This is a genomic window from Coriobacteriia bacterium (genome assembly GCA_031292615.1).
Taxonomy (GTDB): Bacteria; Actinomycetota; Coriobacteriia; order Anaerosomatales; family JAAXUF01; genus JARLGT01.
The window spans coordinates 1-16,018 of sequence record JARLGT010000014.1 but is presented as its reverse complement, the minus strand read 5'-3'; the positions used below and the strand labels follow the sequence as shown (position 1 = coordinate 16,018).

The 16,018-nt window shown below is 66.0% G+C and carries 14 protein-coding genes; all 14 read right to left on the bottom strand.

All coding sequences use genetic code 11. From position 1 onward, the window contains the following. Positions 1-213: 213 nt before the first annotated feature. Entirely contained in the window at positions 214-666 is a 453-nt protein-coding gene (locus P4L93_01330; GenBank protein ID MDR3685587.1) for a MarR family transcriptional regulator, read from the bottom strand. A 97-nt stretch (positions 667-763) separates the two neighbouring features. Continuing rightward, entirely contained in the window at positions 764-2,179 is a 1,416-nt protein-coding gene (gene argH, locus P4L93_01325) for an argininosuccinate lyase (GenBank protein MDR3685586.1), read from the bottom strand. Beyond that, complete coding sequence (locus P4L93_01320) at positions 2,172-2,441, bottom strand: hypothetical protein (protein MDR3685585.1); 270 nt, start codon at positions 2,439-2,441, stop codon at positions 2,172-2,174. The genes argH and P4L93_01320 overlap by 8 nt, the downstream gene beginning before the upstream one ends. Positions 2,442-2,443: 2 nt before the next feature. Then, positions 2,444-3,670 carry an argininosuccinate synthase gene (locus P4L93_01315; protein MDR3685584.1) on the bottom strand — a complete coding sequence of 409 codons (1,227 nt, stop codon included), beginning with the start codon at positions 3,668-3,670 and terminating at the stop codon, positions 2,444-2,446. A gap of 16 nt (positions 3,671-3,686) precedes the next feature. Further along, positions 3,687-4,187, bottom strand: coding sequence for an ArgR family transcriptional regulator (locus P4L93_01310; GenBank protein MDR3685583.1), 501 nt, complete (start codon positions 4,185-4,187; stop codon positions 3,687-3,689). Between the two features lie 34 nt (positions 4,188-4,221). After that, positions 4,222-5,157: an ornithine carbamoyltransferase gene (gene argF, locus P4L93_01305; protein ID MDR3685582.1), complete on the bottom strand. Its 936-nt coding sequence runs from the start codon at positions 5,155-5,157 to the stop codon at positions 4,222-4,224. Further along, positions 5,157-6,365, bottom strand: coding sequence for an acetylornithine/succinylornithine family transaminase (locus tag P4L93_01300; protein MDR3685581.1), 1,209 nt, complete (start codon positions 6,363-6,365; stop codon positions 5,157-5,159). Before P4L93_01300 ends, argF begins: the two co-directional genes overlap by 1 nt. A 2-nt stretch (positions 6,366-6,367) precedes the next feature. Beyond that, positions 6,368-7,234, bottom strand: a complete 867-nt coding sequence (argB, locus tag P4L93_01295; GenBank protein ID MDR3685580.1) for an acetylglutamate kinase — start codon at positions 7,232-7,234, stop codon at positions 6,368-6,370. Between the two features lie 20 nt (positions 7,235-7,254). Continuing rightward, the gene (gene argJ, locus P4L93_01290) at positions 7,255-8,484 is read right to left on the bottom strand and encodes a bifunctional glutamate N-acetyltransferase/amino-acid acetyltransferase ArgJ (GenBank protein MDR3685579.1); all 1,230 of its coding nucleotides are present in this window, start codon (positions 8,482-8,484) and stop codon (positions 7,255-7,257) included. A gap of 37 nt (positions 8,485-8,521) precedes the next feature. Next, positions 8,522-9,565, bottom strand: coding sequence for an N-acetyl-gamma-glutamyl-phosphate reductase (argC, locus tag P4L93_01285; GenBank protein ID MDR3685578.1), 1,044 nt, complete (start codon positions 9,563-9,565; stop codon positions 8,522-8,524). A gap of 161 nt (positions 9,566-9,726) precedes the next feature. Then, complete coding sequence (gene pheT, locus P4L93_01280; protein MDR3685577.1) at positions 9,727-12,144, bottom strand: phenylalanine--tRNA ligase subunit beta; 2,418 nt, start codon at positions 12,142-12,144, stop codon at positions 9,727-9,729. A gap of 60 nt (positions 12,145-12,204) precedes the next feature. Then, positions 12,205-13,266 (bottom strand): phenylalanine--tRNA ligase subunit alpha, encoded by a 1,062-nt coding sequence (pheS, locus tag P4L93_01275; protein ID MDR3685576.1) that lies wholly within the window; start codon positions 13,264-13,266, stop codon positions 12,205-12,207. 777 nt (positions 13,267-14,043) lie between these two features. Continuing rightward, positions 14,044-14,529 (bottom strand): TasA family protein, encoded by a 486-nt coding sequence (locus P4L93_01270; GenBank protein MDR3685575.1) that lies wholly within the window; start codon positions 14,527-14,529, stop codon positions 14,044-14,046. A gap of 265 nt (positions 14,530-14,794) precedes the next feature. After that, positions 14,795-16,018: cation-translocating P-type ATPase (locus P4L93_01265; protein ID MDR3685574.1), on the bottom strand; the 1,224-nt coding region annotated here is incomplete at its 5' end.

Here is a 16,018-nt window from a genome sequence, read left to right as displayed (position 1 = left end):
TGATGTCGGCGTTGAGGGCGGGCAGGAACAGGTTAGTTATGGCTTGGGCGAGCAGCAGCACCATGACGAACGCAAGCTGCCATCTGTAGGGATAAAGGTACGTGCGAAGCAATCGAGTCATCAGGTGCGGGGTCTCCTTGTCGAGTGAGGCGTCAAGCGTGAATGGCGGCTCAGGGTTGGGCCGCTCGAGTTGGTTGTATGGGTGCGGACGGGTCAGCGCGCTGTGTCGCTCTTACCCAGTTCGCCGAGAACCGACAGGCCGTCAAGAAGGCGCGCGAGCTGCTCGGCGTTCAGTGGCTGTAGCAGATCAGCCATCGCGCCCTCTGCGACGATCTGACTCCGCTTGAGAACCGTCGCGCCGCCTTCGGTCAGCGACACGACCACTCGGCGACGGTCGTCCGGGTCGTGCTCGCGATTGACCCACCCGCGCGACTCCAGCGTCGTTACAAGCGTGGTCGCCGTGGCCGGAGTGACACCTTGGATGCGCGCGACCTCGCCAAGCGTGCGGGCACGCCGTCCGATGGCACCCAACAGCCGATATTGCTGCGGCAGCAGTGGCGTCTCGGAGCTACACTTCATACGCATCGCACGGCCGACTGTGCGGTTCACGAGCGGCATCGTCGAGAGCAACGCGCGTGCCGCAGCCATGCGTTTAGAGTCGGACATATGGATCCTCCATATAGTTAGAATGTCTAATTATATGGGCATCCCGGCCGGCGGTCAACCCGAAGAACCGACGGGCCGACAGCTCTGTGGCGGCAGCCTACTCGCCCAGGCCTTCTAGCCACGCCGTATCGGCCGCCAGCGCATCGTTGGCCGAGGCGAGCTGGACTCTCACTGCCTCGTGGCCTGTGCCCCCGACGGTCACGCGCTTGGCCACAAGCTGATCGATGTCGACTGCCTGTGTGACGTCTACGCCGAATTGCGCGGCATGCGCTGTGAACTCAGCGGGGGTCAGCTCCTGCAGCGTCCGGCCCTCCCGCTCGCACTCCAGCACGAGGCGCCCCACGATCTCGTGCGCCTCGCGGAAGGGCATCCCCTTGCCGACGAGATAGTCGGCAAGGTCGGTGGCTGCCATGAACCCGCCTTGGGCGCCGGTGCGCATCGTCTCCGCGTTGACCCGCAGGGTGGACAGCATGCCCTCCATCGCCTGCAGCGACATCGAGAGCGTGTCGATCGCGTCGAAGACCGGCTCCTTGTCCTCCTGCATGTCTTTGTTGTACGCGAGCGGCAGACCCTTGAGCGTCACAAGGAGCGACTGCAAGTCGCCGAGCACTCGGCCAGTCTTGCCCCGCACGAGCTCGGCGAAGTCAGGATTCTTCTTCTGCGGCATGATGCTCGAGCCCGTCGAGAACGCGTCGTCGAGCGTGATGAACCCGAACTCCTCGGTCGACCACAGGATGATCTCCTCGGCCAATCGTGACAGGTGGGTCTGACACACCGCGGCGGCGTAGGTTAGGTCGAGCAGGAAGTCGCGATCCGAGACCGCATCCATGGAGTTGTCGCTCACCGCCGAGAACCCCAGCCGCGCGGCAACGTACTCTCGGTCGAGCGGGTACGTGGTGCCAGCCAAGGCGGCACTGCCCAGCGGCAGCACGTCGGCAGCTTCGTGCGCGTGGCGCAGTCGCGTGAGGTCGCGCGCGAGCATCCATGAGTACGCGAGCACGTGATGGCTGAACAGCACCGGCTGGGCCTTTTGCAGGTGCGTGTAGCCCGGCATCACGACGCCGAGATGCTCCTCGGCAAGTGAGACCAGCGCCCGGCGCAACGCCAGCACAGCCTCGGCCAGTTCCTTTGAGGCGCGTTTGGCGTAGAGCCGCGCGTCGGTGGCGACCTGGTCGTTGCGGCTGCGACCCGTGTGCAACCGAGCGCCTGCCGGACCGATTCTCTCGGTCAGCACGCGCTCGATGGCCATGTGGACGTCCTCGTCGCCGAGGTCCCACGTAAAGGTGCCACCCTTGATCTCGCGATAGATCGCCGAGAGCCCCGACTCGATCGCGTCCGCGTCGCTCTCGGCGATCACACCTTGCTTGGCGAGCATGCGGGCATGCGCGATCGATCCGCGAATGTCCTCGGCCCACATGCGCTTGTCGACCGGCAGTGAGTTACCGAACTCAGCCAGGAACTTGGCTGGCGTCTTTTCGAACCGACCACCCCAAGGCGTCTTCGCCTCAGGCATCGGCGCTCGGGGGCGTGGTGTCGGCAGGTGCCTCGGGGGCGACCGGCGCCTCAGACGCAGGCGTTACCGGCGCGGCGGGAGCAGCCGCGGTGGGGTGCTCGATGGTCGCCTGGATGGGCGGCTCGGGAGCTGTTGCGGAGGTCTTCTGGTTGGGCTGGTTCCGCCAATACCAGAACACGAGCACGCAGAGAAACAGGATGAACAAGAACGCACAACAGAAGATGAACCCCGCGATGCTCATGAGTCCTGAAAGCACAGCCATGCCTAGACCTCCCCTTCTTTGCCCACCTTGCGGCGCTGGCGCGCCCATACTTTGGTGGGAAGTCCCCATAGGTCGATGAAGCCCTTGGCAGCCTTGTGGTCGAACGTGTCGGCCGCGTCGTAGGTCGCCAAGTTGTAGTCGTACAGAGAATACGGGCTACGGCGTCCAACTACCACACAACTGCCCTTGAAGAACCGCAGACGAACGTCGCCGGTGACGAGCTTCTGCGTTGTATCCACGAATCCGTCGAGCGCTTCTTTCAGCGGCGAGAACCAGAGGCCGTTGTAGACCAGCTCGGCCCACTTCTGTTCGACACCGAGCTTGTAGTGGAGAACTTCGCGCTCGAGGCACAAATCCTCCAAAGCCTTGTGGGCCTGGATGAGGGTCAGCGCGCCCGGTACCTCGTAGACCTCGCGCGACTTCACTCCGATCAGGCGGTTCTCGATCATGTCGATGCGCCCGAAGCCGTGCTTACCGGCTTGGTCGTTCATGGCCACAATTATGTCGTGGAAGCTCATGACCTGCCCGTTCAATGCGATTGGCAGGCCCTGCTCGAAGCTGATCTCCGCGTACTCGGGCTCGCCGCACTCCTCGGCGCGCGCGTCGCTGGTCAGCGTGTAGATGTCCGCCGGCGGCTCGACCCAGGGATCCTCCAGCACGCCGCACTCGATTGCGCGACCCCAGAGGTTGTCGTCGATCGAGTACGGGCTCTTCTTGGTCGTGGGAACCGGGATGCCGCGCTCGATGGCGTAGTCCATCTCCTGCTCGCGCGTGCACAGGTCCCACTCGCGTACAGGGGCGACGATCCGGAGCTCAGGGTCGAGTGAGGTGATGCCTACCTCGAAGCGGACCTGGTCGTTGCCCTTGCCCGTGCAGCCGTGAGCGATGAACTTGGCCTGATGCCGGTGCGCCTCTTCGACGAGGTGCTTGACGATAATCGGACGGCTCATCGCCGAGAGCAGCGGATACTTGTTCTCGTATAGCGCGTTTGCACGCAACGCCTTGGACAGGAACTCCTCCACATACTCCTCGCGAACGTCTTTGACGATCGACTCGATCGCGCCGATCTGCAGCGCCTTTTGGCGCACGAACTCGAGGTCCTGACGCTCCTGACCCACGTCGACTGCCAGCGCGATGACGTCCATGTCGTGGCTCTCTTGGATCCACTTGATGGCGACCGAGGTGTCCAGGCCGCCAGAGTATGCGAGTACGACTTTCTCCCGTGCCATGCGTAGGTCCCTCTCTCTACTCGTGCTTGCCGCCGTGCTGAGCGCGGCTCTTCTGGGCTGCCGAGACGGGGCTGACCGAGGTCTCGGGGGAGACTCCGCGGAACTTGTCGAGCGTGTCGGAGAGCAGAATCGCGTCGGCTTCCTTCTCGGTGATCACGAGAATGGTGTCGTCGCCAGCGACTGAGCCGAGAATGCCGTCCATCTCGGCGGCGTCGAGCGCGGCGGCAACGCCGGGGGCTGTGCCGCTGGATGCCTTGACCAGCACGAGGTTACCGGTCCGCTTCACCTCGAAGACCAGGTCGGAGACCATGCGCTGCATGTGAAGGTCCTCGGCTAGCACGTAGACGCCCTCGGGCAGCTTGCGCAGCCCCATCTCCGTGATGTCGCGCGAGACGGTGGCCTGGGTGCACACATAGCCCTGTGCCTTGAGGAGGTCCACCAAAGCACGCTGAGTCTTGACGCGCTCGTTGCGCACGATGCGCCGAATGGCGTCCTGCCGTTCGAGTCTCTTCCTCATTGGTCCCCGTCCAATCCCCGGAATCGTTGAGTGCCTAGGCGAGCAAGAGCGTGAGCAGCGCTTTTTGCGCGTGAAGCCGGTTCTCGGCCTCGTCGAAGACCAGCGAGGATGGCGAGTCGATGACGGCGTCGACGACCTCTTCGCCGCGGTGCGCGGGCAAGCAGTGCATGAACGCGGCATCCTTGGCGGCCTTCGACATGAGCGACTCGTCGACGCAGTACGGCGCGAAGGCGCGGACTCGCTCGGAGTGCTCCTCCTCCTGACCCATCGAGGCCCATGTGTCGGTGATCACGACGTTCGCATCGGCGACCGCTTCATCTACGTCGTGGGTGACGCAGATGCGTGCCCCGGTGCCGGAAGCTATCGCGCGGGCCTGCTCGACGACGGCCTCGGAGGGATGATAGCCAAGCGGTGTGGCGATCGCGACCTCCATGCCTGACAGCGCTCCCCCGAGCAGGTACGTGTTGGCCATGTTGTTGCCGTCGCCCACATAGGCGATCTTGAGACTGGATAGAGCCCCGAAGTGCTCGCGGATGGTGAGCAGGTCTGCGAGTCCCTGGCACGGATGGTGGTCATCGGTCAGCGCGTTAACGACCGGCACGTCCGCTACCGCAGCCATCTCCTCGACCGTCGCCTGCGCGAACGTGCGAATCACGATGGCGTCGCAAAAGCGCTCCAGCACCTTCGTGGTATCGAATACGGTCTCGCCGCGCGAAAACGCGCCGTCGGGACCGGACATCACGACGGGATGCGCTCCGAGTCGCACGCAACCGACCTCGAACGACACGCGCGTACGCATCGACGGCTTCTGGAAGATCAGCGCGATAGCCTTGCCTGCCAGCGGCGTCTCGCGAACTCCTTGTGCCCACTGGCGCTTCTGCACGACCGCGGTGTCGAGGATGAGCGCGAGCTCCTCGGAAGTGAGGTCGCCGAGTGAGAGCAGGTCGCGACCCGAGAGCGAGGTATCCATTATTCGGCGCTCACCTCTACAAGAATGTTGGTCAGTGTGGAGCAAAGTGTATCAATCTCAGGCTTTCCGCACACGAGTGGCGGCAAGAAACGCAAAATATCCGTGCCGATGTTGTTCAACACGAGGCCGCGCTCTAGCCCCAGAGCCGCCACTTGAGCAGCGATCGGCTTACTCAGCGTGACCCCCACCATGAGTCCGGAACCGCGAACATCGGATAGGGCGCCGGTCTGCTCGCCGATCGCAGCGAGCCGCTCCCGCAGGTACGCGCCCACCCGGACAGCGTTGTCGCCGACGCGCTGCTCGGCCATCGCAGCAAGCGTGGCGCGAGCGGCGGCGCAGATCGCCGGCCCGCCGCCAAAGGTCGAGCCGTGGTCGCCGGGCTGCAGAGCCTCGGCCGCACTTCCGCGCGCCAGAAAGCCGCCGATTGGCAGGCCGTTGCCCAGCGCCTTGGCGACCGTGACGACATCCGGTACGACGCCGAACGCCTGGTGCGCGAAGGCCGGCCCAGTACGGTAGAAGCCGGTCTGGACCTCGTCGGCTATGAGCAGACAGCCGGCCTCGTCGCAGATTCGCCGGGCCGCCGAGAGGTACTCCGCGGTCAGCGGCCACACGCCACCCTCCCCTTGCACGACCTCGATCATCACGGCAGCAACAGTCTCGTCAACCGCAGCCGCAAGCGCCGCGACGTCGTTGGCTGGCACGTGCACGAAGCCTTCGGGCAGCGGTTTGAAAGCCTCCTGTTTGGAGGCCTGGCCCGTTGCAGCAAGGGCTGCGAGCGTGCGCCCATGAAACGAGCGCTCGAGGGTCACGACCTTGTAGGCCCCCGGCTTGTGGAACCCGGCCCACCGGCGGGCGAGCTTGATGGCACCCTCGACAGCCTCAGTGCCCGAGTTCGCGAAGAACATGTGCCACCCGCCGCCGAGCAACTCGGAGACATCGGCAGCTAGCTCGGCGCGATGCTCGACGTAGAAGAGGTTGCTCACGTGCACGAGCTTGGACATCTGCTCGCACACCGCCGCAGCCACAGCCGGGTGCGCGTGGCCGAGGTTGACGGCGCCGATGCCGCTGACGAAGTCGAGGTACTCGCGTCCCTCGTCGTCGAAAAGCCGCATCCCCTCTCCGCGCACGAACATGACCGGCTTACGGCCGTACGTCTGCATGATCATCTCGGCGTCGAGCGTGACGGCGGCTTCGAATTGAGCGCCCATATCTACAGCACCTCTCCGGTCTCGGCGATCATCGTGCCGACGCCCTCGTCGGTGTAGACCTCGAGCAGCAGAGCGTGAGGCACCGTTCCGTTGAGGATGTGGGCGCGTCTCACCCCGCCACGCAGCGCCGCGACGCACGCGGCAACCTTGGGCACCATTCCGCCGCCGAGCAGATCGTTGACGATCATCTCCTCGGCCTCGTCGGGTGTCAGCGCCGAGATGAGCGAGGACTTCTCGTCGAAGTCGGCGTACAGACCGTCGACGTCGGTCAAGAAGATGACCTTGTCGGCGTCGAGTGCGACTGCCAGTTCGCTTGCCACCGAGTCGGCGTTCACGTTGTAGCTGCCGCCGTCCTCGCCGGCGGCCACGGTCGCCACGACCGGGATGAAGTCGTCTTCGATGAGCTTGTCGATGATCGTCGTGTCGATGGCGGTGACGTCGCCCACGCGCCCCAGTCGCGGGTCGCGCTGCTTGGCGGTCACGAGGTTGCCGTCGTCGCCCGACACGCCCACCGCGTAACGGCCGTGGACGTTGATGGCGCCGACCAGCTCTGGGTTCACCTTGCCGACGAGTACCATCCGCACGAGTTCCATCGCCTCGTCGGTGGTGACGCGCAGTCCGTTGAAGAACTCGACCTTCATGTCGAGCCGCTCCATGTATGAAGTGATCTCGGGCCCGCCGCCGTGAACGATCACGGGGTTGATGCCTACGAGCTTCATCAGCACGATGTCGGAGGCCACCTGCTCGCGCAGCTTTGGATTGGTCATGGCCGCGCCACCGTACTTGATGACGACGCGCGTGCCCGACGTCCGCTTGATGTACGGCAGTGCCTCGGTCAGCACTTCGGCCTTGGCCAGCAGGTCCTTCATGTGATGCACGTCCTCTCCGCTCACGAGCGGTACTCGCCGTTGATGCGCACGTAGTCGTAGGTCAGATCGCAGGTCCACACGGTTGCCTCGGCAGCTCCGAGATGCAGGTCGACCTCGATGTCAACGTCGGTCGCTCCCAGCGCTTCGAACGCCGCGTCCTCGTCAAAGCCGAGCGCTGCCGCGGCCGAGCACACGGGGATGCCGGCGAAGGTGATGTCGAACGCCACCGGGTCCAAGGCGCAGCCGCACTTGCCGATTGCCATCGCAACGCGACCCCAGTTGGCATCTCGGCCGAAGACAGCGGTCTTGACCAGCGGCGAGTTCGCAATCGCGAAGGCCGCAAGCTCGGCGTCGGCGTCGCTCGCGGCGCCTCGTACAATCACCGTGATGAGCTTGGTGGCGCCCTCGCCGTCCCGCGCGATCATGCGGGCGAGCGACTCGGCGACGACACGCACTGCAGCGGCAAGTGCGCCGAAACGCGGGTCGTTGGTCGCGATCGGCTCGCCGCCGGCCGCACCGGAAGCGAGCAGGACGCACGTGTCGTTGGTCGAGGTGTCGGAGTCGACCGTGACCCGGTTGAAGGTCGCGGTGACCGCCGCCCGCAGTGCCGCGTCGCAGGCGCCGGAGTCCAGCGGCGCGTCGGTTGTGATGACCGAGAGCATTGTCGCCATGTTGGGCTGGATCATGCCGCTACCCTTGGCCATGCCGCCAACCCGGTACGTCACGCCGCCGAGCTCGAGCTGAACCGCAGCCTCCTTGGCGACGGTATCGGTGGTCATGATCGCCTGGGCAGCGCGAGCTCCGCCATCTGCCGCAAGTCCTGCCACCGCGCCGGGAAGCGCACCGAGCAGCTTGCCCGACGGAAGCGGCACGCCGATCACGCCGGTCGAGCACACCAGCACGTCGCCAGCGTCGCAGCCCAGGAGCGCCGCCAACGTATCCGCGGTCGCCTCGGCGTCGCGTTCGCCTGCGGCGCCCGTGCACGCGTTGGCGTTGCCCGCGTTGACCACAACGCCGCGTGCCTTGCCCGCTGAGACGTGCCGGCGTGAGACCACCACCGGCGCCGCAGCTACCTTGTTGGTGGTGAAGACGCCAGCCGCCGGGCACGTCTGCTTGGCAACGACGAGAGCCACGTCGAGCGCTCCGGCTGCCTTCAGGCCCGCCGAGACCCCGCATGCCGAGAAGCCGCGTGGCGCAGTCACGCCGCCAGGGACCGGGCTTGGGGTGAGGTTGTCAGAGGTGTCGGTCATGCTTTCTCCGAAGGTCGTGGTGGAGGGACGCGGGCAGCTAGATGACCGGTCCGGGTCGCTCGAACCCTGTGGTCTCCGGATACCCAAGCACCGCGTTGAGGCACTGGATCGCCTGACCCGCCGCGCCCTTCATGAGGTTGTCGATGGCGCACGTGACCACCAAGGTCTTGGTGCGCTCGTCGACCGCCAGCCCGATCGCCGCACGGTTGCTGCCCGAGACTTCGGCGGTTGAGGGCATGAAGCCCGCCTTGTGGACGTGCACGAACGGCTCGTTGGCGTAGCGCGCCGAGTACAACGCAATCGCGTCGGCTGTCGTGAAATCGTTCGCTACGTCGAGGTAGACGGTGGAGAGCAGGCCGCGCGTCATCGGAACGAGGTGGGGCGTGAAAATGACCTGCACGTCTCGGCCGGCGGCGCGTGTAAGCGTCTGCTCGATCTCGGGCGTGTGCCGGTGTTGGCCGCCCGCCTTGTACGCTCGGACGGACTCGTTGGCGGCAACGTAGTGGCTTGATGCCGAAAGCGAACGGCCAGCGCCCGAGACGCCCGACTTCGCATCTACCACGATGCGAGTGCTAGAGGTGACGTGCGCCTCAAGCGCTGGGGCTGCGGCGAGCGCCGTCGCTGTGGGGTAGCAGCCGGGGCATGCCACGAGCCGCGAACCGGGAAGACGCATCCGGTCGAGCTCTGGGAGGCCGTAGACGGCCTCGGGAAGCAGCTCGGGTGCACCGTGGGCAACGCCGTACCACTCCTCGTAGACCGCGGGATCCGTGAGCCGGAAGTCGGCCGAAAGATCGATGACTGTGACGCCGGCTGCCAGCAGCGGAATGGCAAGTTCGATCGCGGCCGTATGCGGTACCGCAAGCAGCGCGACCTGCGCCGAGTCGGCGATGAGTGCAGCGTCGGGCGCGACAAACTTCAGCGTCGTGGCTCCAGCGAGCGCCGGGTACACGGAAGCCACTTCCTTGGCCGCGTCGGCGCCGGAGGTTGCGAGGGAAAGTCGCAGATTTGGGTGGCCAAGCACGAGTCGAACCGCCTCGATACCTGCGTAACCTGCCGCTCCCACCACCGCTACTTCGACCATGATCGCTCCCTAGTTCCTCCGCCAACGAGTGCGTGAGTATATGCATGCTAACGCATCATCGTCAAGCTATATGCGTATAAATCTTCGAATCTGAAACTTCTATGCGCTTGAACCGCATACCTATGCATGATTCCGGCTCGGGCCTGAATTCCGGGCGCTTTCTATCCGCGCATCTCTCCGCCCACCGCGGCCGACACCTTGCGGACCAGCCGCTCGTGAGCAGCCGCGACCTCCTCGGCGGTCAGCGTGCGATCCGGGGCGCGATACGTCAGCGCGATGGCGACCGACTTCTTGCCCTGCGGCACGCCCTTGCCGCGGTACACGTCGAAGATGCGCACGGACTCGAGCAGCTTGCCACCGGCGGAGCGCGAGGACTGTTCGATGCGCTCGGCGGTCACGTCCTCTGGAACGAGAAGCGCGACGTCCAGTTCGATGGAGGGGAATCGCGTGACGTCGGTGAAGGGCTTGACGTCCTTTGCAGCGCGGACGAGCGCCGACAGGTCGAGTTCGAAGGCCACCACGGGCACATCGGCCTCAAACGACTGCGCGACGAGCGGATGCACCTCGCCGATCCAACCGCCTGCCGAGCCGCCGATGAGCACTTCGGCGCTGCGCCCCGGCTGCAGGTAGGGCAGCTCGGCAGCGCGAATGCGCAACTTGTCCGCGCCTAGTTCGCGCGCAAGAGTCTCGAGCACACCCTTGCCGTCGTAGAAGTCGAGTGCGGTGGTAGGCACATTCCACGCGGGCGGGTGCCACGCGCCGGCAAGCACGCCGGCAACCACCGAACGCTCCTTGGGCTGCTTGCGGCCCTCAGAGGTGCGGAACGTCGAACCGATCTCATAGAGATGGATGTTGGGCACGCCTCGCCGTTGGTTGTACGAGACGCTGCGCATCAGGCCAGGCAAGAGTGAGCGGCGTAGGATCGACTGCTCGACCGACATCGGATTGAGTAGCTCGCAAGCGACCTCGCCATCGTCCAAGCAGTCGCGCATGCGCTCGACGTCACCCGGGTCGGCGAACGAGTACGTCATCGTCTCGTTGAGCCCAGCCGCCCTCAGCGTCGCGCCGATACGCTCGCGCCACCGCTGCGTGCGCGTAAGCTCGCCGATGCGCATGCGACCGGCGGGCAGCGTGGACACGACGCGCGCCATGCCGTAGATGCGCAGCACCTCTTCGACCAGGTCGATCTCACGTTCGAGGTCGGGACGGAAGGTCGGGACGGTGACGGCCAGTTCGTCGCCGGAATTCACGACGTCGCAACCGAGCCGCACCAGGATGCCCGCCGCCTCCTCGGCGGTCACGGACACGCCAAGGATCGCGTGGAGGCGTGAGATGCGGAGCGTGAGCGCGCGCGGCACAGCGGGACGCGGGTAGGTGTCGATGATGCCTGGCGCAACCTTGCCATCGGCCAGCTCGGCCATCAGCGCAGCGGCCCTGTCGAGCGCCGCCGCGCAGCCGGCTGCGTCGACGCCGCGCTCGTAGCGAGCGGACGCCTCGGAGAACAGCCCGAGACGCCGGCGCGTGCGCGAGATCGAGGTCGCCGAGAACGACGCCGACTCGAGCAGGATGTTGACGGTGGCCGCGTGCACCTCGGTCGACTCTCCGCCCATCACGCCGGCGAGTGCTACTGGGCCGCTGGGATCGGTGATCAGCAACGTGTCAGCAGTCAGCTCGCGGTCCTGACCGTCAAGCGTGCGGATCTTCTCGGCGGCGGAGGCCAGGCGCACGTCCAGGACGATGCGGCCCGCCGAGTCGCGCGCCAGCAGGTCGGCGTCGAAGGCGTGCAGAGGCTGGCCGAGCTCGAACATCACGTAGTTGGTGATGTCGACGACGTTGTTGATCGAGCGAGCACCCGATGCTTGCACGCGCTCCACGAGCCACTCCGGCGACGGGCCGATCTTCACGTCGCGGATCAGCCGTGCGGTGTAGCGAGGGCACAACTCCCCGTCCGAGATCGTGACGCTGACCGAGTCGGCGACGGGCACGCCGGTCTCGGCAGGCGTGGATGCCGGCACGGTGGCCGGGTGGTCGAGCACGGCGCCAACCTCACGTGCGACGCCGACGACCGACATGCAGTCGGGGCGGTTGGGGGTGATCTCGAGCTCGAGGATCGAGTCTGACAGCCCACGGTACTCAGCGAAGGGGACGCCGATGGGAGCGTCGGCGGGCAGGATGAGCAGCCCGCTGTGATCGCCGCCCAGTCCTAGTTCGTCCGCCGAGCAGTTCATGCCTTCGCTCGCGACACCGCGCAGCTTGGCTTTCTTGATGGTCATGCCGTTGGGAAGCGTCGTACCCACCACCGCAACCGGGACCTTGTCGCCGGCCTCGAAGTTCTGGGCGCCACACACAATCTGGAGTGGCTCGGCTCGTCCCACGTCGACGCGCGTCACCCAGAGCGTGTCGGCATCGGGATGGCGCTCTTTGGCGACGATCTGTCCGACGACGACGCCTTCCAGCGCCGAGCCGGCGGTGTGCACGGCCTCCACAGCCGTGCCGGTCAGGTCGAGCCGGTCGACGAGCTCGGGAACCGGCAGATCGACGGCAACGAGCTCCTTGAGCCACTTCAGCGAAACGCGCATGGTCTTCCCTTCGAGGTCACGTTCAGGGGTTCTCGGCTGACTTGAGCCGCCCCGGGATGTCTAGAACTGGCGCAGGAACCGCATGTCGCCTTCGAGCAGGACGCGCAGGTCGGGCAAGTCGTACTTGAGCGCAGCGATGCGCTCGACGCCCATGCCGAACGCGAAGCCGGAGTAGCGCTCCGGGTCGATCCCGGCGTAGCCGAAGACGTTAGGGTCGACCATTCCGCAGCCGAGGATCTCCAGCCACCCCGTCCCCTTGCAGAAGCGGCACCCGTCGCCGCCGCAGATCCCGCAGCTCACATCGACCTCGGCCGATGGCTCCGTGAACGGGAAGAAGTGCGGCCGGAACCGCGTCTTTCGATCGGGGCCGAAGATCGCCTTGCAGACGTGATCGAGCGTGCCTTTAAGGTCGGCGAACGTGATGCCCTCGTCGACGACGAGTCCCTCGATCTGCGTGAACTGCGGCAGGTGGCTCGGGTCAGCGATGTCTCGGCGGTAGACCTTGCCGGGTGCCAGGATGTAGATTGGCGGCTCCTGGGCCTCCATCGTGCGCACCTGCACGGGACTCGTGTGCGTGCGCAGCAACACGTCGCTCTCGCCTTCGATGTCGGCGCGCTCGCCGGACAGGTCGCGAACGTAGAACGTGTCTTGGAGACTTCGCGCCGGATGGTCGGGCGGGGTGTTGAGCGCCGTGAAGTTGTAGTAGTCCAATTCGACTTCGGGGCCTTCGGCGATCTTGTAGCCCAAGCCGAGGAACACCTCGACGACCTCGGCGCGAATCTGCTCGATGAGATGCCGCGAGCCGACGGGGCGGGCGCGGCCCGGCAGCGTGACGTCGATGGCCTCGGCGCCGATACGCGCCTCCATCGCAACCGCCGACAGCTCGGCGTGACGCGCGTCGAGTGCGGCCTCAAGCGCGAGACGCACGTCGTTGGAGACCTTGCCGGCCAGCGGGCGCTCCTCTGGTGGCAGCGAACCCAGGCCGCGCAGAACACCGGTCAGCGACCCCTTCTTGCCCAGGTAAGCGACGCGTACGGCGTCGAGTGCGGCCAAGTCAGCTGCCTCAGCGATCTGCGCCAGACAGCGGTCTCGCTGCTCTTCGAGTTCTTGGGTGATGCTCATGTTCGCCGTACCTCTCGTCGCTCGCACATCGGGAAAACGAAACGGGAGCCTCCCCGTCCGCCAGGTCCGTGAAGGACCCAAGGACGGGAGTGGGCTCCCGCGGTACCACCTTGGTTGGCTCGCACGCACCGCGAGCCCGCTTTGTTGCGGCGGCGCTTCGCATCACGCGCCCCGCTGCGGCCTTCGCGGCCGCGCTCGCCCGGTATCGGAGGCTTCCGGCTTCCCTACACGAGCACAAGCGCCCTTCAGGTCGCGACTGGTGGAGTGAACCGCCTCGCTACCGCCCGAGAGCCCTTCCAGTCTGGTGAGGCTCTTCCCTGGCCGGTCGGCATGGTGCGAAACGCCGTCTCCGTCATCGCCGAGTACTGTTCGGTTGAGACGTAATACTAGCGTAGGCGGGGGTCCCTCGCCACCGAGCGACCAGCTTGCCCAGCGGCACAACTCCAATGCACCGACCTACCACCTGAGCTGCTGGGATCGGCTCGAAGTCGGGCACCGTGTTGGCATCCCCCTTCGTTCTGATGGTCCCTGCGTCGTCGATTCGAACCACCCGATGTAGCACCTGCTCGTGGCCGGGCGCTCGGATCAGCGCGATGTCACCGGGTATGGGCCGTCGCCCCAAGGCCACAAGCGCGATATCTCCGGGCGTCAACGCTGGCGCCATCGACGCCCCGTCTACGCGAACAGGCGTGACCAGCGAATGGGCGGCCCAGACCAGCAGCACCACGATGCCGAGCACGGCGAGAGGCTCTGCAAGCCACGAGAAGACTTTCCGCATTAGTGTGCCTGCTCGGCGTCGACGTAGAGCGACACCTTGGCGTAGTCACTCGAAAGCGTGTTGGTTGCCGTGGCAGGCAGGCTGATTTCGAAGCGCAGATCACCCCTCGCACCGGGCGCAAGGCGCAGCGGCGTGCTCTTCAGCGCGTCGAGACTGCCGTTGTAGAGCTCGACGTCGCTTGCCGAGACCCGCACGCCAAGAGCGTCGTAGAACTCGGTGATGCCCGCGCTCTTCTTGGCTGTGACGACGACGTCGGCGGGCAGCGAGCCATCGTTGACGATGGCGAGTGGCCGGATCGCGGTCTCGCCTGGGGCAAGCGAGCTCACTGAGAGCGGGGCGCTGGTGGGCACGGTCGATACCGCGACGGCTCCGGCGCGGATGACGCTATCGGCGACCTGAACCTGCGCTGTGAAGTACGCGCCGGCGGCGCCGAGCGAAAGTGCGGCGATCGCGCCAACGATGGCGAACAGTGCACGTTTGAACATGGCTCCTCCTCGGGTTGTGCCCGCCGAGGGAGCGGACGCGTGGTTCTTGGGTTGTGGCAGACGGGCGCCTCGTCGGCCGAGACGAGCATGCGACACACCCCTTACCGTGGACGAACCAGTAGCTGACCCGTCGGCTACGGCACGTAGCAGCTTGTGCCGATACCAAGCACAGCAACCCATTCCGAGGGAGGCTTGGTCGTGCGACCACGTCGCAAATCGTTCTTGTGGCGCATCGGGAGCGCCAAACCGAGAGCCGCGCCGCGCGCTAGCTGGCAGGTGCCCGACGCAGGCGCGAGCGCACGACGACCTTGTAGATCTCGAACCAAGCCACGCCTGCCACGCCTGCAATGAGCACCATGACCACGTCGGTCGCGTGGAACTCGGCGAAGCGGAAGACCTCTCGCAGGAACGGCACGGTCATCAGCGCAACAAGGAAGACCAGCGCCCCGCCGAGAACCCATCCAAGCGCGCTGTTGGGGTCGCCTTTCAACCCGCCGAGAACCGTGCGCGACCAGGAGCGGTTGACGAGGATGAGCGCCAGGTTGCTCACGACAAGCGCCGCAAACGTCAGTCCCCGAACGTCAGCCTCTGTGTGTCCGGTCGAGAGCGCCCAGTAGTAGATCGCGAACACCGAAGCGAGCACGCTGGCGCCCTGCAGCAGACTGATCGTGAGCACCCGTGGCGAGAACAGGGCCTCGCTCGCGGACCTGGGTGGCCGGTCCATGATGCCTGGCTCCTCGGCCTCCGCCTCGAACACGACCGAGCACGCTGGATCGATGATCAGCTCGAGGAAGGCGATGTGCATCGGAAGAAGCACGAGCGGCCAACCAGCGCCGGCGAGCACGGGAATCAGCGAGATGCCCGCGATGGGAACGTGCACGGCGATGATGTACGCCATCGCTTTGCGCAGGTTGTCGTAAGCGCGCCTCCCCTGCCGTACGGCACCCACGATCGACGAGAAGTCGTCGTCGGTCAGCACGATGGCCGAGGCCTCACGCGCGACGTCGGTGCCGCGCTGCCCCATCGCGATGCCGATGTCTGCTGCCTTGAGCGCGGGCGCGTCGTTGACGCCGTCGCCGGTCATCGCGACTACCTCGCCGCGCGCCTGCAGGGCGTGGACGATCCGCAGCTTCTGCTCGGGAACCATGCGGGCGAAGATGCACACGTCGCCAATGCGAGCAGCCAGCTGCTCGTCGCTCATCTCGGCGAGCTCGGGGCCCGTGATGAAGCAGTCGGCGGGCTTCAGGCCGATCTCGCGAGCGATGCTCGTCGCAGTTCCGGGGTAGTCGCCGGTAATCATGACGACGCGAAGGCCAGCCGCGTACGCATCGCGCAGCGCAGCCGGAACCAGCTCGCGAATCGGGTCTTGGAGGCCCACCAGCCCGATGAACTCGAAGTCGAAGTCGTGCTGCTCGGCGGGCAGGCCGTCGGCCACGCTGAACCGCGCACGTGCGACGCCGAGGACGCGACGGCCGCGGTCGGCCAGCTC